This is a genomic window from Mesorhizobium sp. M0208, from assembly GCF_040322015.1.
Lineage (GTDB): Bacteria > Pseudomonadota > Alphaproteobacteria > Rhizobiales > Rhizobiaceae > Mesorhizobium.
This window is the reverse complement of sequence record NZ_JAMYSP010000002.1, coordinates 168,534-185,515: the sequence shown is the minus strand read 5'-3', so window position 1 is coordinate 185,515 and position 16,982 is coordinate 168,534. Positions and strand designations below refer to the sequence as shown.

The 16,982-nt window shown below is 62.5% G+C and carries 16 protein-coding genes; 11 read left to right on the top strand and 5 right to left on the bottom strand.

Features of this window, described 5'->3' with window-relative positions; genetic code table 11:
- Window positions 1-28: 28 nt before the first annotated feature.
- Together NKJ17_RS02940 and NKJ17_RS02935 are read right to left on the bottom strand one after the other, a co-directional pair.
- Window positions 29-1,630, bottom strand: a complete 1,602-nt coding sequence (locus NKJ17_RS02940) for a cisplatin damage response ATP-dependent DNA ligase (protein WP_352686876.1) — start codon at window positions 1,628-1,630, stop codon at window positions 29-31.
- A gap of 238 nt (window positions 1,631-1,868) precedes the next feature.
- Window positions 1,869-2,879, bottom strand: coding sequence for a ligase-associated DNA damage response exonuclease (locus NKJ17_RS02935; RefSeq protein ID WP_352686873.1), 1,011 nt, complete (start codon window positions 2,877-2,879; stop codon window positions 1,869-1,871).
- A gap of 108 nt (window positions 2,880-2,987) precedes the next feature.
- Here NKJ17_RS02935 and NKJ17_RS02930 point away from each other — a divergent pair, with 108 nt between their 5' ends.
- Entirely contained in the window at window positions 2,988-3,932 is a 945-nt protein-coding gene (locus NKJ17_RS02930) for a class I SAM-dependent methyltransferase (protein WP_352686870.1), read from the top strand.
- A gap of 55 nt (window positions 3,933-3,987) precedes the next feature.
- A complete protein-coding gene (locus NKJ17_RS02925; RefSeq protein ID WP_352476005.1) occupies window positions 3,988-4,344 on the top strand; it encodes a hypothetical protein in 357 nt (118 codons plus the stop codon).
- Between the two features lie 7 nt (window positions 4,345-4,351).
- On the opposite strand, the gene NKJ17_RS02920 is transcribed toward NKJ17_RS02925, so the two are convergent.
- Both NKJ17_RS02920 and NKJ17_RS02915 read right to left on the bottom strand, forming a co-directional pair.
- Window positions 4,352-5,215 (bottom strand): prephenate dehydratase, encoded by an 864-nt coding sequence (locus tag NKJ17_RS02920; RefSeq protein ID WP_254816209.1) that lies wholly within the window; start codon window positions 5,213-5,215, stop codon window positions 4,352-4,354.
- Window positions 5,216-5,248: 33 nt separating this feature from the next.
- On the bottom strand, window positions 5,249-5,977 hold the full coding sequence (locus NKJ17_RS02915; RefSeq protein WP_352686866.1) for a 3-deoxy-manno-octulosonate cytidylyltransferase: 729 nt from the start codon (window positions 5,975-5,977) through the stop codon (window positions 5,249-5,251).
- Between the two features lie 192 nt (window positions 5,978-6,169).
- Here NKJ17_RS02915 and NKJ17_RS02910 point away from each other — a divergent pair, with 192 nt between their 5' ends.
- The 9 genes from NKJ17_RS02910 to NKJ17_RS02870 all read left to right on the top strand — a co-directional run bounded on the left by NKJ17_RS02910 (window position 6,170) and on the right by NKJ17_RS02870 (window position 16,632).
- Complete coding sequence (locus NKJ17_RS02910) at window positions 6,170-6,823, top strand: c-type cytochrome (protein WP_352476004.1); 654 nt, start codon at window positions 6,170-6,172, stop codon at window positions 6,821-6,823.
- Between the two features lie 173 nt (window positions 6,824-6,996).
- Window positions 6,997-8,880, top strand: a complete 1,884-nt coding sequence (locus NKJ17_RS02905; protein WP_352686864.1) for an extracellular solute-binding protein — start codon at window positions 6,997-6,999, stop codon at window positions 8,878-8,880.
- On the top strand, window positions 8,880-10,748 hold the full coding sequence (locus tag NKJ17_RS02900; protein ID WP_352686862.1) for an extracellular solute-binding protein: 1,869 nt from the start codon (window positions 8,880-8,882) through the stop codon (window positions 10,746-10,748). Before NKJ17_RS02905 ends, NKJ17_RS02900 begins: the two co-directional genes overlap by 1 nt.
- 30 nt (window positions 10,749-10,778) lie before the next feature.
- Window positions 10,779-11,873: a microcin C ABC transporter permease YejB gene (locus tag NKJ17_RS02895; protein ID WP_254816205.1), complete on the top strand. Its 1,095-nt coding sequence runs from the start codon at window positions 10,779-10,781 to the stop codon at window positions 11,871-11,873.
- Window positions 11,873-13,012, top strand: coding sequence for an ABC transporter permease (locus NKJ17_RS02890; RefSeq protein ID WP_352506115.1), 1,140 nt, complete (start codon window positions 11,873-11,875; stop codon window positions 13,010-13,012). The genes NKJ17_RS02895 and NKJ17_RS02890 overlap by 1 nt, the downstream gene beginning before the upstream one ends.
- A gap of 224 nt (window positions 13,013-13,236) precedes the next feature.
- Window positions 13,237-13,470: a hypothetical protein gene (locus tag NKJ17_RS02885; protein ID WP_352506116.1), complete on the top strand. Its 234-nt coding sequence runs from the start codon at window positions 13,237-13,239 to the stop codon at window positions 13,468-13,470.
- The gene (locus NKJ17_RS02880) at window positions 13,470-13,970 is read left to right on the top strand and encodes a type II toxin-antitoxin system VapC family toxin (protein ID WP_352506117.1); all 501 of its coding nucleotides are present in this window, start codon (window positions 13,470-13,472) and stop codon (window positions 13,968-13,970) included. Before NKJ17_RS02885 ends, NKJ17_RS02880 begins: the two co-directional genes overlap by 1 nt.
- Window positions 13,967-15,595, top strand: coding sequence for an ABC transporter ATP-binding protein (locus tag NKJ17_RS02875; protein ID WP_352686858.1), 1,629 nt, complete (start codon window positions 13,967-13,969; stop codon window positions 15,593-15,595). The genes NKJ17_RS02880 and NKJ17_RS02875 overlap by 4 nt, the downstream gene beginning before the upstream one ends.
- 95 nt (window positions 15,596-15,690) lie before the next feature.
- Window positions 15,691-16,632 carry a 2-hydroxyacid dehydrogenase gene (locus NKJ17_RS02870; RefSeq protein ID WP_352686856.1) on the top strand — a complete coding sequence of 314 codons (942 nt, stop codon included), beginning with the start codon at window positions 15,691-15,693 and terminating at the stop codon, window positions 16,630-16,632.
- 25 nt (window positions 16,633-16,657) lie between these two features.
- Here NKJ17_RS02870 and NKJ17_RS02865 read toward each other — a convergent pair whose 3' ends face one another.
- Window positions 16,658-16,960, bottom strand: coding sequence for a Dabb family protein (locus tag NKJ17_RS02865; protein WP_254816201.1), 303 nt, complete (start codon window positions 16,958-16,960; stop codon window positions 16,658-16,660).
- Window positions 16,961-16,982 lie beyond the last annotated feature (22 nt).

Here is a 16,982-nt window from a genome sequence, read left to right as displayed (position 1 = left end):
ACCGCTGCACGCTTTTGCGCGACATGCATTAACTATCGAGCAGCGCCTGCAGCGTCTCGATGCGGTCGGCTTCCGCCGCCGGCTTGTCCCAGCGCAGCCGCGAAATGCGCGGAAAGCGCATGGCGACGCCGGATTTGTGCCGCGTCGAACGGTTGAGCCCTTCGAACGCCACCTCCAGCACCAGGCCCTGTCTGCGATCGGCCCGTACCGAGCGCACCGGGCCAAAGCGCTCAATCGTATTGTCGCGGACATATTTGTCGATTTGCCTCAGTTCCTCGTCGGTGAAGCCGAAATAGGCTTTTCCCACCGGCACCAGCTCCTCCGATCCTTCCGGCCCGGACCAGACGCCGAATGTGTAGTCGGAATAGAAGCTCGAGCGTTTGCCGTGGCCGCGCTGGGCGTACATCAGCACGGCGTCGACCGTGTGCGGATCGCGCTTCCATTTGAACCACGGGCCCTTCGGCCGCCCGGCCACATAGGGCGAATCCCAGCGCTTCAGCATGACGCCTTCGATGACCGGATGCAGCGGCTTGCGGCGCAATTCCTCCAGCGCCTGCCAGGTGGTGAATTCGACCAGCGGCGACAGATCGAAGCGACTCGGATCGAGTGTCCTCACGAAGGCCTCGAGCCGGCCGCGTCGTTGGCGGAAGGGCAATCCCCGCACATCCTCGTCACCAATCTGCAGCGCATCGTAGCAGCGCATGAAGGCGGGGTATTGCTGCTGGATCTTGGGTGACACGCTCTTGCGGTTCAGCCGCTGCTGCAGGTCCGAGAACGTGCCCGTCGCCTGCCTGGGGTCACCGACCAGAAGCTCGCCGTCGAGGGCGCCTGAAAAATCCATCGCCTCGGCAAGATCCGGAAAGGCGCCGGAGACATCGTCACCGGTGCGCGAATAGAGCCGGCGAATGCCGCCTTCACACACCGCCTGGACGCGGATGCCGTCCCATTTCCATTCGGCCGCGTAGTCGGCCGGGTCCTGCTTTTCGAGGTCGCCGTCGCCGACGGCGTTCGACAGCATCACTGGTCTGAACAGCGCCAGCGCCGTCTTCCTGGGTTTTTCCGCCTTGCCCTCCAGCCAGGCGAACAGAGCCGTATAAGGCGGCGTCAGCCCGTGCCAGAGTTCCTCGATCTCGGCGATATCGACCTTGCCGAAGTCGGCCAGCGCCTGCTTGGCGAGCCGCGCCGAGACACCGATGCGCAGGCCGCCGGTGACCAGCTTTATGATAGCAAAGCGCGCAGACGTGCTGGCGCTGTCGAGCAGCCGGGCCAGCACCTGCGGCCCGTCGGAACGGCTTGCCGCCTGCAGCTTGGCCACCACCTCGGCCAGCGTCGGCGCGTGGTTCGCAATATCGAGAGGCGCTTGCGGCCAGACCAGCGACACGGTCTCGGCCAGGTCGCCGACATAGTCGTAGGAATAGCCGAACAGCACGGGATCCATGCGCTCGACGACCAGCGTGCGCAGCATTGCCGGCTTGACCGCGGCGATGGAAAGATCGCCGGTAATGGCCGCCAGCGCCAGCCCGCGATCCGGATCCTCGACGCTGCGGAAATAGTCGGTCAAAAGCGTCAGCTTGCCGTTGCGCGACGGCGTCAGCACCAGCCGGTCAAGAAGCTCGGCGAAGCGGTTCATGAGCGGAGCGCCAAGGGGGGAAGTTTGCGATCCTTCGCGCCCCCCTCTGTCCTGCCGGACATCTCCCCCACGAGGGGGGAGATCGGATGTCGCGACTGGTTTCGCCAATCTCGAACGTCGCAGGAATGAGCGCGGCGGCGAAGAAGCCAATCTCCCCCCTTGCGGGGGAGATGGCCGGCAGGCCAGAGGGGGGGTTGAAGGATCGCGGCGCCCGCGATTGGTGGTTCAACAATTGCCATCAATCGCCCTCGTCCTCATAGCCAACCAGATGCAGCGGCCTGGCGGCGATGCCTTCGAGTTCGCACCAGCGCACCAGCGCCTCCTCGCGGCCATGCGTCACCCAGATTTCTTCCGCGCCGGTCTCCTTGATCGTTGTTGTCAGCTCGTCCCAGTCGGAGTGATCGGAGATCATCAGCGGCAGCTCGACGCCGCCCTGCTTGGCGCGCTGGCGGATGCGCATCCAGCCTGAGGCGAAGCACGACATCGGATCGGGAAAACGCCGCGCCCAGCGATCGGCGAAGGCGGATGGCGGGCCGACGACGATTGCACCGGCAAAGTCGCTTTTCGCGCCGGTCTCGACGGTTGCCGGTTCCAATGTTCCGAGATCGATATTCTCGCCCTGGTAATACTCGCTGAGCTTGGCCAGCGCGCCATGGATGTAGATCGGCTTTTCGTAGCCGGCATCGCGCAGCAGACGCATGACGCGCTGCGCCTTGCCGAGTGCATAGGCGCCGACCAGGTGCGTGCGCTCGGGAAACTGCTCGGTCGATTTCAGCAGCCGCGCGATCTCTTCTGTATCGGGCGGATGCCGGAACACCGGCAGGCCGAACGTCGCCTCGGTGATGAAGACGTCGCATTTGAGCGGCTCGAACGGCTCGCAGGTCGCGTCCTTCTGGCGCTTATAGTCGCCGGACGCGACGATGCATGTGCCCTGATGCGCGACCTTGATCTGCGCCGAGCCCAGCACATGGCCGGCCGGGTGAAAGCTGACGGCCACACCGCCAAGCGCAATCGTCTCGCCGAGCACGGCGGCTTGCGTCGTTCCGGCAAAACCTTCGCCGTAACGCAGCCCCATAATATCGAGCGTCTGCTGCGTCGCCATTACCGAGCGGTGGCCGGAGCGGGCATGGTCGGAATGGCCATGCGTGATCAGCGCCCGGTTGACCGGCCGCACCGGGTCGATGAAGAAATCGCCGGGCGGGCAATACAGCCCTTCCGGCCGGGGATGAAGCAGGTCGCTGGCGCGCATGGCCCCAAGATAGGCGCTAATTCCGGCGCGGGAAGCCTGTTGTAAGTCACTGCTGACTCCAGCATAGAGCGCAAGCCGGCTGCAAACACCCGGCGGAACTCGATCACGATGAAACCGCTCCAGACCTCGTCCGGCGATTTGAACGCCGACCGCCGCGCCGACTATGCCGAAATGCTCTATGCATCCGGCGATCATGCTGCAGCCGCGGAATTGCTGCTCGGCGCGCTCGAACTGGCGCCGCAATGGCCAGCCGGCTGGTTCCGCCTCGGCGAGATGCAGGAAGCGGCGGGCGCGCCCGATCGTGCCGCGCAGGCCTGGACGACAGCACTGCGGCTCGACCCGGCGGACAGGCTCGGCGCGGTGCTCAAGCTGCAATTGATCGGCAGGGCAGCGGCTGCCCAGGCGCCGCCCAGCGCCTTTGTCGAGACGCTTTACGACCACTATGCCGAAAGCTTCGAGGGTGAGCTGGTCGACAGGCTCGGCTACCGTCTGCCCGAATGCCTCGACCGCGCCATTCGGGCAGCACGGCCGGGCCGGTTTTCGCTGGCACTCGATCTCGGCTGCGGCACCGGCCTCATGGGCCAGAAGCTGCGGCCGATCGCCGATCGGCTGGAGGGTTACGACATCTCGGCCGGCATGCTGCGGCAGGCGCGCGCCAAAGGCCTCTACGATCTGCTCGTCAAGACGGACCTGCAGGATTTTTGCTATTCTGGCCCGAAAGCCGATCTGGTGACGGCGGCCGATGTGTTCATCTATGTCGGCGCACTCGGCAGGGTGGTAAACAAGATTGCCGGAATGCTTGCCGGCGGCGGTCTGTTTGCGTTCTCCGTCGAGACGCTCCCGGGCGGAGAATCGTCTGACAGCGCCGGCTTCGCTCTGCAGCCGTCGCGCCGCTACGCGCATTCGCGAGGCTATGTAGAGCGGGTTCTGGATGCCGACGGCTTTTCGATCCTGTCGCTACAGGCAACGATCATCCGGCAGGATCGCCGCGAACCGGTCGAAGGGCTGGCCGTAGTGGCAAGCTTGCTTTCCGGCAGCGTAAAATCTGGCTAAGACTTCTGCCGCTGCGCATGAGAACCTGCAGCTGCGAAGGACAAGGAGCACGTTCATGCGCTGGAACATGACGGTCTTGGCATCTTGCCTGGCGATGGCCGGCTGCGTCGGCAATTCGATGTCGGAACGGCAGGACGAAAACGTCCAGTCCTCGCTGCTATATGACAAGGTGCCTTGCGATCAATTGCTGGCGCAACGAAACGGCCTGGCGCAGCAATATCATCTGCCGGTGGACGCCAAGCCGTCCTTCTCCAACCCGGCGACGGGCTTTGGCCCGTTCACGCCGGATATGCGCTCAAAAGCCAAGCGCGACGCCGACCAGGCAAGCGGCAAGATCGACGCCATGAACCGGTCGATTGCCCGCCGCGAATGCGGCAAGCCGGCCAAAAAGAACAAGCTCGGCCTGACCTGACCGGATCCTAATCCGCCACCTTCCACTGCTCGCGCGAGGCGCTGGCGGGATAGACGCCGAGAATGCGCATTTCGCGCGAGAAAAAGCGCAACTCGTCGAGTGCCAGCTTCACCAGCGGATCGTCGGGATGGCCCTCTATGTCGGCGTAGAATAGCGTCGCTGTAAACGCGCCGAGCTGGTAGCTTTCCAGCTTGGTCATGTTGATGCCGTTAGTGGCAAACCCGCCCATCGCCTTGTAGAGCGCCGCCGGCACGTTGCGGACGCGGAAGATGAAGGTCGTCATCATCTTGGCGTCGGCCGAGGGACGTTCGGCCCATTGCTTGTTCTTGGTCAGCACCACGAAGCGGGTGACGTTGCTGTCGGTGTCCTCGACATTCTCCTCGATGATGTCGAGCCCGTACAGGGTCGAGGCCAGCGCCGGCGCCAGCGCGGCCATGGTGCGGTCCTTCATCGCGGCGACCATCTTGGCGGCGCCCGCGGTGTCGCCGGCAACCGCCGCCTTCCAACCGTTCTTGCGGATGTATTTGCGGCATTGGCCGAGCGCGTGGATGTGGCTGTGCACGGTCCTGATCTCGTCGCGCCTGACGCCCGGCAGCACCATCAGCTGGAAGTGGATCGGCAGAAAGTATTCGCCGATGATGTGCAGCTTCGATTCCGGCAAGAGGTGATGGATGTCGGCGACGCGGCCGGCAATGGTGTTCTCGATCGGGATCATGGCCAGATCGGCCTTGCCGGTCTCGACGGCGTTGAAGGCGTCCTCGAAGGTCGGGCACGGCAACGGCTCCATCGACGGGAACATGTTGCGGCAGGCGGTGTCGGAATTGGCGCCCGGCTCGCCCTGGAAGGATATTTTGTTGGTCTTTTCAGGCATGCGCGGAGTCTCGGGAATTGGGGGAAGAATTTCTTAGTTGGAAAGGAGCGCCCTGGCGCGTTCGAGATCGTCCGGCGTATCGACGCCAAGCGGCACCGACTGCACGATCTCCGCATCGATGCGCATGCCAGCCTCCAGCGCCCGCAACTGCTCCAGCCGCTCGCGGCGCTCCAGAGGCGACGGCCTTAGCGCAACGAAGCGTTCAAGTGCGGCGCGGCGATAGGCATAGAGGCCGATATGATGGTAGAGCGGGCCTTCGCCCCAAGGGGCGGTGGCGCGGGTGAAATAGAGCGCCCTGAGCCGCGTCGTCGAGAGTGGCGAGCCGACCAGCTTGACGACGTTCGGATTGGTCTTTTCCTCATCGCGGACGATCTCGACGCAGAGCGTGGCGATATCCACCGCTGCGTTCTCGAAAGGCTTCCGCGCGGCTCCGATAACAAGGGGGTCGATGGTCGGCAGATCGCCCTGCACATTGACGATCGTCTCGACCGTCTTGCCGGGGTCGAGAATGGTCAGGGCTTCGAAGATGCGGTCGGAACCGGTTTCGTGGTCCGCCCGCGTCATCACCGCCTCGAAGCCATGCGCGCGCACCGCCTCCGCAACGCCTTGCGTATCGGTGGCGACGACCACCCGGCCGAGCCCCGCCTCGGCAGCACGGCGGGCGACGTGGACGATCATCGGAGTGCCGGCAATATCGGCCAGCGGCTTGCCCGGCAGGCGGGTCGAGGCCATGCGGGCCGGGATCAGGATGAGCGTGGACATGAGGCGGGCAGGGGCTCGAAAAAGAGGGGGACAAAAGTGGCAAAAGGTCTCACTGGCAGCGCCCTTATAGGTGTTGCAACGCCGGAGCAAAAGACCTAGTTTCCGCGCGATTTGACCGCCTCGCAGGGTGGTTCACGATACCGACGGACGGAGTGGACGGATCGGTCCGCCGGAAAAGGGAGCCTGGGGCGTATGGATTCCAACGAAGTCAACAAGCTGCTCGCCGGTTTCCTCGGCACGGTGTTCATCGTCTTTTCCGTTGGCATCGTATCCGACGCGCTGTTTGCCTCGCCGACGCCGGAAAAGCCCGGCTTCGCCATCGAGGCGACCGAGCCCGCCGAAGGCGGCCCGGCCGCTCCCGCCGCGGAGGCCAAGCCGATCGCCGAGCTGCTGGCCACCGCCAACGCCGAAGCGGGTGCCGCCATCTTCAAGAAATGCCAGGCCTGCCACTCCGGCGAAAAAGGTGGCCCCAACAAGGTTGGCCCCGATCTGTGGGACATCATCGACCGTCCGGTCGCCGAGCATGAGGGCTTTGCCTATTCGGCCGGCATGAAGGAGTTCTCCAAGGGCGGCAGCGAGAAGTGGACCTACGACAATCTCAACCACTTCATCACCTCGCCGAAGAAGTTCGTGAAGGGCACGGCGATGGGCTTCGCCGGCCTGCCGAAGGATGAGGACCGCGCCAACGTCATCGCCTATCTGCGCACGCTGTCGGACAATCCGAAGCCACTGCCGGCCCCCGGCGCCTCGGCCGAGAACGCGCCCGCCAAGCCGGCCGAAGGTGCAGCCCCTGCCAAGCCGGCAGAAGGCGCCGCTCCGGCCGCTCCGGCCGCACCCGCAAAATAACAAAACTGTAATGACATAATCCTTGAAAAAGCCGGGTTCAGCCCGGCTTTTTCGTTTGGGAAAATGCATATGCGACGACAAAGCCACTCGGTTGCGGTTTTCAGCGCCGCCAAATGATCTAGATTGGGCCCAGACGCTATGGTGACGGCGCTATATCGCGAAGAGGAGAACGCATGACGGTTGGCCGAGCGCGGACGCTTCTGAAATCAGTGCTGATGCTGGCTGCTTTTGCCGGCGGCCTGCAGGCGGCCTTCGCGGACGAATGGCGCACGACCTCGTCGCTGATCGGCGAATCCAAATACGGCGACAATTTCCAGCATTACGATTACGTCAATCCGGATGCACCGAAGGGCGGCACGGTGAATTCGGTGGTGCTGGGCACGTTCGACAGCTTCAATCCCTACATCGTGCAGGGTTCGCCGGCCGCCGGCTTCGCGCAGTTCGGCGGCGGCCTGCTTTACGACACGCTGATGGAGCAGGCGACCGACGAAGGCAGCACCAGCCATCCGCTGATCGCCGACGCCTACAAATATCCGGCCGACTATTCCTCGGCGACCTACCGGCTCGATCCGCGGGCCAAGTGGCATGACGGCCAGCCGATCACCACCGACGACGTGATCTGGTCGTTTCAGGTGCTGAAGGCCAACAGTCCGCAATACAGCCGCTATTTCGAAAACGTCACCGACGCGGTCGCCATATCCGACCGCGAGGTCGAGTTCCATTTCAATCAGAAGGGCAACCGGGAGCTACCGAAGATCATCGGCGATCTCGTCGTGCTGCCCAAGCACTGGTGGGAAGGCACCGATGCCAGCGGCAAGAAGCGCGACGTCACCAAACCGACGCAGGAGCCGCCGCTGGGATCGGCCGCCTACAAGATCGCCAGCTTCAAGCCGGGGTCCGAAATCATCTGGCAGCGCGTACCCGATTACTGGGCGGCCAAGCTGCCCGTAAAAATCGGCCGCGAGAATTTCGACAGGCAGCGTTTCAGCTATTTTCTGGACGACAACGCCGCCTGGCAGGCCTTTACCAAGGGCGGCTTGGACGACATCAAGCCGGAGAACAGTTCGAGGCGCTGGAACACATTCTATGATTTTCCGGCAGTCAAGGCCGGTGACGTCATCAAGAAGGAATTCAAGACCGCGTCGCCCGAACCGATGCAGGCCTTCATGCTCAACACCAGGCGCCCGCTGTTCCAAGATCGCCTGGTGCGCGCCGCGCTGATGTACCCGTTCGACTTCGAGACGATGAACCGGACCCTGTTCTTCGGTTCCAACACCCGCACCAGCAGCTATTTCCAGGGCACGGAACTGGCGTCGAGCGGCCTGCCGCAAGGCAAGGAACTGGAGATCCTGGAGCAGTACCGCGACAAGCTGCCGCCCGAAGTCTTCACCCAGGAATTCAAGCTGCCGGTCTACGACACGCCGCAGGCGGAGCGCAAATACCTGAAGACCGCGGTCGATCTGTTCGCCAAGGCCGGCTGGGTGATCAAGGGCGGCAAGATGGTCAACGCCAAGACCGGCGAACCGTTCAAATTCGAGATCCTCGGTTGGAACGACACCGACCAGGTCATCGCCAGCCCATATATCGCCAATCTGCGCAAGATCGGCGTCGACGCGACGCTGCGCCTGATCGACCAGACCCAGTATATCAACCGCGTCAAGCATTTCGATTACGACGTCATCATATGGCAACTCGGCCAGTCGGACTCTCCCGGCAACGAACAGCGCGACTTCTGGAGCTCCAAGGCCGCCGATTCGCCGGGATCGCGCAATTACGCCGGCATCAAGAATCCGGTCGTCGATGCGCTGGTCGATCGGATCATTTATGCCACCGACCGCGACGATCTCGTTGCCGCCACCCATGCGCTCGACCGGGTGCTGTTGTGGAATTTCTACGTCGTGCCGCAATATTACCGCGCCGTGGTCTGGCTCGCCTACTGGAACAAGTTCGGTATGCCGGAAAAGCAGCCCGCCTATAGCGGCGTCGACCAGAATTCCTGGTGGATCGACCCGGCCAAGGAAAAGGCGCTGGCGGCCAAATACAAGAGCGGCAATTGATGGCGGCGCTGCCCCGTCGCGACTTCCTCGCCCTGGGCGGTGCCGCCGCGGCCGCAGCGCTGCTGCCCGGCCGGGCTTTCGCGGCCATTCCAACCGGCGTGAAACTGCACGGGTTGTCGGCTTTTGGCGATCTCAAATACGGGCCGGATTTCACGCATTTCGACTGTGTCAATCCGGACGCTCCCAAGGGCGGCCGGATGAATTTCGCCCCGCCGAACTCCACCCTCAATCAGAGCTTCCTGACTTTCAACACACTGAACTCACTGGTGTTGAAGGGGGATTCGCCGCCGCGCACCGAGCTCTGCTTCGATTCGCTGATGGCAAGGGCAGTCGACGAACCGGATGCGGTCTACGGCCTGCTTGCCGAATCCGTTACCTTGTCGCAGGATCGCAATGGCTACCGCTTCAGCCTGCGGCCACAAGCGCGCTTCCATGACGGGTCGCCGCTGACCGCCGACGACATTGCCTTCGCCTTGAACCTCTACAAAGACCGGGGACATCCGAACCTTTCCCAAGCGCTGCGGCACATGACAGAAGCGGTCGCAATCGATCCGCTTACAGTCAACCTTACCTTCAACGGCCAACAGTCCGCGCAGAATATCCTCGCGATCGTCGTAATGCCGATCGTGTCGAAAGCGTTCTACACCGCCAATGATTTCGACGCCTCGACGATGACGCCACCGCTCAGCTCCGGACCATACAGGGTTGGACGGGTGGTGGCCGGGCAGACTGTCGAATATGAACGCGTCGCCGACTATTGGGGCCGCGATCTGGCCGTGAACCGCGGCAGTTATAATTTCGACCGCATCCGTATCGATTTCTACCTTGATCGCCAGGCAGCCTTTGAAGCATTCAAGAAAGGGGATACGCATTTTCGCGAGGAGTTCACCTCGCGGGTATGGGCGACCGGCTACGACTTTCCAGCACTGAAGGATGGCAGGGTCGTCAAACGCGAATTTCCTGGCGAGAAAACGCCATCCATGCAGGCTGTCGCGCTGAACCAGCGCCGTCCGCAGTTCCGCGACATTCGCGTGAGACGGGCAATCGCCTATTGCTTCGACTTCGAATGGACCAGGCGGGTTCTGTTTTTCGACTCCTACGAGCGTTCGCAATCGAACTTCGAGCGATCGGATTACAAGGCCAAGGGCCTGCCCTCACCCAAGGAGTTGGCCCTGCTGGAGCCGTTTCGAGCCGAGTTGCCGCCGGAGACCTTCGGCGAACCGGTGATGCAACCCGTCTCCGACGGTTCCGGGCACGACCGTAAGCTGCTGCGCGAGGCTTCGAGGCTGCTTGCCGAAGGCGGCTGGAAGCGAGCGGGCAATTTCGTCCTCAACGACAAAGGCGAGCGCCTGCGCGTGGAAATGCTTGCCGAGGACGAGGGTCTCGTTCGTATTTTCGCGCCATGGTCCGAGAATATGAAGGCGATCGGCATCGACGCTTCGATCCGGCAGGTCGACTCGACGCAATTTGAAGCGCGGCAGAGCAATTTCGACTTCGACTTCAACATGCTCGCATGGTCGATCGGAGCGACGCCCACCGCCGACGGTTTGGAGATTCTCTACGCTTCCCAAATGGCGAAAACGCCGGGGATGCGCAACTATCCGGGTACGGAAAGCAAAGCCATCGACGCGCTGATCGAGGCAGCCGGCAAGGCGCAGAGCCGGATCGAACTCGTAACCGCGCTCAACGCGCTCGATCGGGTCTTGCGCGCGCGGCTAGACTGGATTCCAACATATCATCTGGCGAATCACCGAGCAGCCTTCTGGGACATGTTCGGCTTTCCCGCTCAAAAGCCGGATTACGACTTTCCGGTCGAGACGTCGTGGTGGTTCGACAAAGACAAGGCGGCAAAGATTGGCAAAGGCTGAGATTTTCGCACAAGCGAGGCAGGGAACCTGATGGGCGCCTATATACTGCGCCGCATCCTGTTGATGATCCCGACCCTGTTCGGCATCATGGCGGTATCCTTCGCCGTCATCCAGTTCGCGCCGGGCGGGCCGGTCGAGCAGGTCATCGCCAGGCTGACCAACCAGGGCGGCAGCGATCGCCTAGGCGGCGGCGGCGGTGATGCCGGCGGCGCCAATTTCGATGTCGCCGGCGACGTCGGCTCGAAATACCGCGGCGCGCAAGGGCTCGACCCGGAATTCATCAAGAAGCTGGAGAAGCAGTTCGGTTTCGACAAGCCGCCGCTCGAGCGCTTCGGCATGATGCTGTGGAACTATCTCCGCTTCGATTTCGGCGACAGCTATTTCCGCGACATCTCGGTGCTCGACCTGATCCTGGAAAAGATGCCGGTGTCGATCTCGATCGGACTGTGGATCACACTCTTGTCCTATCTGATCTCGATCCCGCTCGGCATCCGCAAGGCAGTCAAGGACGGCTCCACCTTCGACGTCTGGACCAGCGGCGTCGTCATTGTCGGTTACGCCATTCCGGGCTTCCTGTTCGGCATATTGCTGATGGTGCTGTTTGCCGGCGGCTCGTTCTGGGACTGGTTTCCGCTGCGCGGCCTCACCTCCGACAATTGGGACCAGCTGTCGTGGCCGCAGCGGATCGTCGACTATTTCTGGCACATGACCCTGCCGCTGACGGCGCTGGTGCTGTCGGCCTTCGCCACGACGACGTTGCTCACCAAGAATTCCTTCCTTGAGGAGATACGCAAGCAATATGTGGTCACAGCCCGCGCCAAGGGCCTGTCGGAGCGGCAGGTGCTTTATGGCCACGTCTTCCGCAACGCCATGCTGATCGTCATCGCGGGTTTCCCCGGTGCCTTCATCTCGGCATTCTTCACCGGGTCGCTGCTGATCGAGAACATCTTTTCGCTCGATGGCCTCGGCCTGCTTGGTTTCAACTCGGTGGTGCAGCGCGACTATCCGGTGGTCTTCGCCAATCTCTACATCTTCTCGCTGCTTGGCCTGTTCGTCGGGCTGCTGTCCGACCTGATCTATACCTGGGTCGATCCGCGCATCGACTTCGAGCGGAGAGACGTCTGATGGAGCAGGCGACAGCCGAAACGGCGCCGCCTCGGATCGCGCGGCCCTTTCTGTCGCCGCTCAACCAGCGGCGCCTGCAGAACTTCAAGTCCAACAGGCGCGGCTACTGGTCGTTGTGGATTTTCCTGTTCCTGTTCGTGCTGTCGCTGGTTTCCGAACTGATCGCCAACGACAAGCCGATCATCGCCTCCTACAAGGGCGAGATCCTGTTTCCGGTCCTGGTCGCCTATCCCGAGGAGAAGTTCGGCGGCTTCTATGCGGTCACCGACTACCGCGACCCGGTCATCCAGGACGAGATCAATGCCAATGGCTGGATGGTCTGGCCGCCGGTGCGCTACTCCTACCAGACCGTCAACAACGCCATTCCCGAAGCAGCACCGACCAAGCCGTCCTGGCTCTACGACAAGAAGACGCGATGCAACCAGTATCCGAAAGGCGAAGCGGACCCCAATTGCAACGTCGGCAACTGGAACTGGCTGGGCACCGACGACCAGGCCCGCGACGTGCTGGCGCGCGTCATCTACGGCTTCAGGATATCGGTGCTGTTCGGCCTGATCCTGACCGCCGGCTCGGCGCTGATCGGCGTGGCGGCCGGCGCCTTGCAGGGCTATTTCGGCGGCTGGACCGACCTTCTTTTCCAGCGCTTCATCGAGATCTGGTCGGCGATCCCAGTGCTGTACCTGCTCTTGATCGTCGCCGCCATCCTGCCGCCCGGCTTCTTCATCCTGCTCGGATTGATGCTGCTGTTCTCCTGGGTGGCGCTGGTCGGCGTGGTGCGGGCCGAGTTCCTGCGCGCCCGCAATTTCGAATATGTCAATGCGGCGCGCGCGCTCGGCGTGCCCAACATCACCATCATGTTCCGGCATCTGCTTCCCAATGCCATGGTGGCGACGCTGACCTTCCTGCCCTTCCTGCTCAGCGGCTCGATCTCGACGCTGACCTCGCTCGACTATCTCGGCTTCGGCCTGCCGCCCGGCTCCGCCTCGCTGGGCGAACTGTTGAAGCAGGCGCAGCGCAACCTCAACGCCCCCTGGCTCGGCATTTCCGGCTTCGTCGTCATCTCGCTGATGCTGTCGCTGCTGGTCTTCGTCGGCGAGGCCACCCGCGACGCCTTCGATCCGCGCAAGACGTTCAGATGAGGGCGATGCAGGCTGGCATTCGGCATGTTATATTCCGGAAATGGCAATCCGGACAAAAGCGGACGTACCCTCAAGTGACCGGCGGCTTTGATCGGTGAAACACCAGTGGCAGCCATCGCTCGATCACTGGAGAGCAAATTGGCCGATATGAGCGAACCCGGAGCCATGACGGTGTGTTGGCGTCCGTGCAGTCCGTCAATCCGCACGTTGGGGAAGGAAGGGTTATGAATAGGATCATCCTTGAACACTACCCGGCATCGAAGCTCCCGGATGAACTGCGAAAAGGCATAGCGCCGAGCGCCTCGGTCAGAGTGACAGTGGAGGAGGAGGCCAACAGGCCCCTTGGCCGCGAACAATTGCTTGAACTCATGCGGGATGCTCAGGCCAACGCGCCGGGAACAAGCCTCGACGAGGCTGTCGCGCGTGTTCGTGCCCTCCGCGATGAGTGGGAGGATTGATGGCTGCAGTCCGGCTTTATGTCGACACCAACATTTTCATCTATGCCTTTGAAAACAATGATGCGCTTGCAAACAAACTGCTTCAGCTCATTTCACTGAACGAGGGCAGAAAGCAGCCTTTCCTGGCGACGAGTGAGATCGTGCTCGCGGAGTTGATGGTCGATCCCTTGAGAAAGAACAATGAGCGACTGATCGAGCTCTACGACAATATTTCAATCGGCAATGCCTTCATCTCAATTGGGACGATAACTCGCGACGTTCTCTGGCACGCAGCACAGTTACGTTCGGAATTCCTTTCGTTGAGATTACCAGACGCGATCCATCTTTCCACAGCGATGCACTTCGGCTGCACCCAATTTCTGACCGCGGACACGAGGTTGAAAGAGACCTATTCTATCGCACCAAATCGTCTCGTCCCCCCTCAAATGGCAGCCAAAATTTCGATCATACGACCGGAAATTTCCGCCTTGGACAGGGTTGTCGCGGAAGTTGAGCTATGACCCCCCCTCTCCTCTCGGTCCAGGATCTCAGCGTCGCCTTCACGCAAGGCGGCAGCCAGTCGGTCGCCGTCGACCATATCTCCTTCGACCTCGCCAAGGGCGAGACGGTGGCGCTGGTCGGCGAATCCGGCTCCGGCAAGTCGGTCACCGCGCTGTCGGTGCTGAAGCTGCTGCCCTATCCGACCGCCAGCCACCCGTCGGGAAAGATCCTGGTCCTCGGCGCCGACCTGCTTGCCGCGGACGAGAGAGACTTGCGCCGCGTGCGCGGCAACAAGATCACCATGATCTTCCAGGAGCCGATGACCTCGCTCAACCCGCTGCACACGATCGAGCAGCAGATCGTCGAGGTGCTGAAGCTGCACCAGGGCCTGGGCGATCGCAACGCCAAGGCGCGCACGCTGGAACTTCTGCACGAGGTCGGCATCCGCGAACCGGAAAAACGGCTCGACGCCTATCCGCACCAGCTTTCCGGCGGCCAGCGCCAGCGCGTCATGATCGCCATGGCGCTCGCCAACGAGCCTGAACTGTTGATCGCCGACGAGCCGACGACCGCGCTCGACGTCACCGTCCAGGCGCAGATCCTCGAATTGCTGGCCGGCCTGAAAAGCCGCAAGAACATGTCGATGCTGTTCATCACCCACGATCTCGGCATCGTCAGGAAGATCGCCGACCGGGTCTGCGTGATGACCAAGGGCAAGATCGTCGAGACCGGCCCGACCAAGGAGATATTCGCCAATCCGCAGCACGCCTACACGCGGCATCTGCTTGCCGCCGAGCCGAAAGGCAAGCCGCCGGCGGCCAACCAGGCCGCCAAGCCGGTGATGGTCGGCAAGGACGTCAAGGTCTGGTTTCCGATCAAGAAGGGCTTCTTCCGGCGCACCGTCGACAATGTGAAGGCGGTCGACGGCATCGACGTCACCGTGCGGGCCGGCCAGACGCTTGGCGTCGTCGGCGAATCCGGCTCAGGCAAGACGACGCTCGGCCTGGCGCTGGCCAGGATGATCTCGTCGACGGGGACCATCCAGTTCAACGGACGCGGCATCGATCAGCTGTCCTTCAGCGAAATGCGGCCGTTGCGACGCGAGTTGCAGATCGTCTTCCAGGATCCGTTCGGTTCGCTCAGTCCGCGCATGTCGGTCGCCGAGATCATCGAGGAAGGGTTGAAGATCCACGAGCCGAAACTGTCTCCTGATGCGCGCGACGAGCGTGTCGTCGACGTCCTGAAGGAAGTCGGCCTCGATCCGGCGACGCGCAACCGCTATCCGCACGAATTCTCCGGCGGCCAGCGCCAGCGCGTCGCCATCGCGCGCGCCATGGTGCTCAACCCGCGTTTCGTCATGCTGGACGAGCCGACCTCGGCGCTCGACATGAGCGTGCAGGCGCAGGTCGTCGACCTCTTGCGCAGCCTGCAGGCCAAGCACGATCTCGCCTACCTCTTCATCAGCCACGATCTGAGGGTCATCCGCGCGCTCGCCAACGAAGTCATCGTCATGCGTAATGGCAGGATCGTCGAGGCCGGTCCTTCCGAACAGATTTTCGGCAACCCGCGGACCGACTATACAAAGGCGTTGATCTCGGCCGCCTTCAAGATCGAAACGGCGCCGGTCGGTATCGTCAGCGAGTAGATTTTCGCCAGAGATCATGCACTAAATCAAAACGCTGCCGCGCCCCTGCGAGTCCGGACGCGAACGCTGTTGGTAAAAGGGAAAAACAATCCGCAATGGAAAAAGGCCGCATCCTGCTTGCCCTCACCGGTATTCATCCGCTGCGCTGGCGCGAACTGCTGTCGGCGGAGCGCGAAGTGGTGCTCGAGCCGAATGGCGCCGGCGATCCCTCGATCACCTATGCTGTGGTGTGGAAACAGAGGCCGAACCTGTTGTCGTCGCTGCCCAATCTGCGGGCTATCTTCTCGATCGGCGCCGGCGTCGACCACATTTTCGCCGATCCCACCTTGCCCGACGTACCGGTCGTCAAAGTGGTCGCCGACAACCTTACCCAGTACATGACCGAATACGTTGTCTGGCGGGTGCTCGACCACCATCGCCAGGGCATGCTCTACCGCGCCCAGCAGCAGAAGAAGATCTGGCACGAGCCGCAGCAGCGGCCGGCCGGCGACATCTCGGTCGGCATTATGGGGCTCGGCACGCTTGGCCGGGCGGCGGCATCGGTACTGTTGTCGCTCGGCTTTCCCGTTAATGGCTGGTCGCGCAGCGATCGGCCGATGGAAGGTGTCTCGACTTACGCGGGCGAGGCCGGCCTGATCCCGTTCCTCAACGCCACCGATATCCTGGTGGTGCTGTTGCCGCTGACGCCACAGACGCACGGCATCATCAACCACGGCGTGCTGAAGGAGCTGCGCAAGCCCAATGGCCTCGGCGGCTCGGTGCTGATCAATGCCGGGCGCGGCAGGCTGCAGAAGGACGCCGACATTCTGCGCGCGCTGGACGACGGCACGCTGAAGGAAGCCAGCCTCGACGTGTTCGAGGTCGAGCCGCTGCCGAAGACCAGCCCGCTATGGAGCCACCCGAAAGTGTTCGTGACGCCGCACGCGGCGGCAACTTCCGATCCGGTCCACCTGGCGCCGATCATGCTGCGTCAGATGGACGCCTTCGAGCGCGGCGAAGCGCTGGAAAATGTGGTGGATCGCGACGCGGGGTATTGATTTTTTAGAGCGTCGCTTTTCAGTCTCAGCCCCAGCCGAGCGGCACGTAGTCGATCTCCATAAACGCCTCGACCTCCGGGATCCAGCGGTCGCGGACGAAGGCGACGTGGTCGGGATGGTCGTTGTAGCCGGAGTAAGCCCGCTGATCGGCGAACTCCATCGAGAAGCCGAAACGGTAGTCGTTCTTGGGGCTGACCTGCCGCAACTGCTCGAAATGCGTGACGCCCTTTATCGCCGTGAGGATCGTCTTGGCGTCGGCGAGGAACCTTTTTTCCTCGAGCGAATGCGGCGGGTGCTTTAGCGTGAACACGACGGTGTGACGGATCATTTTTTGCTCCTGCGATGTCTTC

Bases quoted from the DNA above. Each gene is read 5' to 3' on its own strand.
- NKJ17_RS02865 (WP_254816201.1), bottom strand. From the start codon at position 16,960: ATGATCCGTCACACCGTCGTGTTCACGCTAAAGCACCCGCCGCATTCG.
- NKJ17_RS02890 (WP_352506115.1), top strand. From the start codon at position 11,873: ATGGAGCAGGCGACAGCCGAAACGGCGCCGCCTCGGATCGCGCGGCCC.
- NKJ17_RS02905 (WP_352686864.1), top strand. From the start codon at position 6,997: ATGACGGTTGGCCGAGCGCGGACGCTTCTGAAATCAGTGCTGATGCTG.
- NKJ17_RS02920 (WP_254816209.1), bottom strand. From the start codon at position 5,215: ATGCCTGAAAAGACCAACAAAATATCCTTCCAGGGCGAGCCGGGCGCC.
- NKJ17_RS02915 (WP_352686866.1), bottom strand. From the start codon at position 5,977: ATGTCCACGCTCATCCTGATCCCGGCCCGCATGGCCTCGACCCGCCTG.
- NKJ17_RS02870 (WP_352686856.1), top strand. From the start codon at position 15,691: ATGGAAAAAGGCCGCATCCTGCTTGCCCTCACCGGTATTCATCCGCTG.
- NKJ17_RS02875 (WP_352686858.1), top strand. From the start codon at position 13,967: ATGACCCCCCCTCTCCTCTCGGTCCAGGATCTCAGCGTCGCCTTCACG.
- NKJ17_RS02930 (WP_352686870.1), top strand. From the start codon at position 2,988: ATGAAACCGCTCCAGACCTCGTCCGGCGATTTGAACGCCGACCGCCGC.
- NKJ17_RS02935 (WP_352686873.1), bottom strand. From the start codon at position 2,879: ATGCGCGCCAGCGACCTGCTTCATCCCCGGCCGGAAGGGCTGTATTGC.
- NKJ17_RS02880 (WP_352506117.1), top strand. From the start codon at position 13,470: ATGGCTGCAGTCCGGCTTTATGTCGACACCAACATTTTCATCTATGCC.
- NKJ17_RS02940 (WP_352686876.1), bottom strand. From the start codon at position 1,630: ATGAACCGCTTCGCCGAGCTTCTTGACCGGCTGGTGCTGACGCCGTCG.
- NKJ17_RS02895 (WP_254816205.1), top strand. From the start codon at position 10,779: ATGGGCGCCTATATACTGCGCCGCATCCTGTTGATGATCCCGACCCTG.
- NKJ17_RS02925 (WP_352476005.1), top strand. From the start codon at position 3,988: ATGCGCTGGAACATGACGGTCTTGGCATCTTGCCTGGCGATGGCCGGC.
- NKJ17_RS02910 (WP_352476004.1), top strand. From the start codon at position 6,170: ATGGATTCCAACGAAGTCAACAAGCTGCTCGCCGGTTTCCTCGGCACG.
- NKJ17_RS02885 (WP_352506116.1), top strand. From the start codon at position 13,237: ATGAATAGGATCATCCTTGAACACTACCCGGCATCGAAGCTCCCGGAT.
- NKJ17_RS02900 (WP_352686862.1), top strand. From the start codon at position 8,880: ATGGCGGCGCTGCCCCGTCGCGACTTCCTCGCCCTGGGCGGTGCCGCC.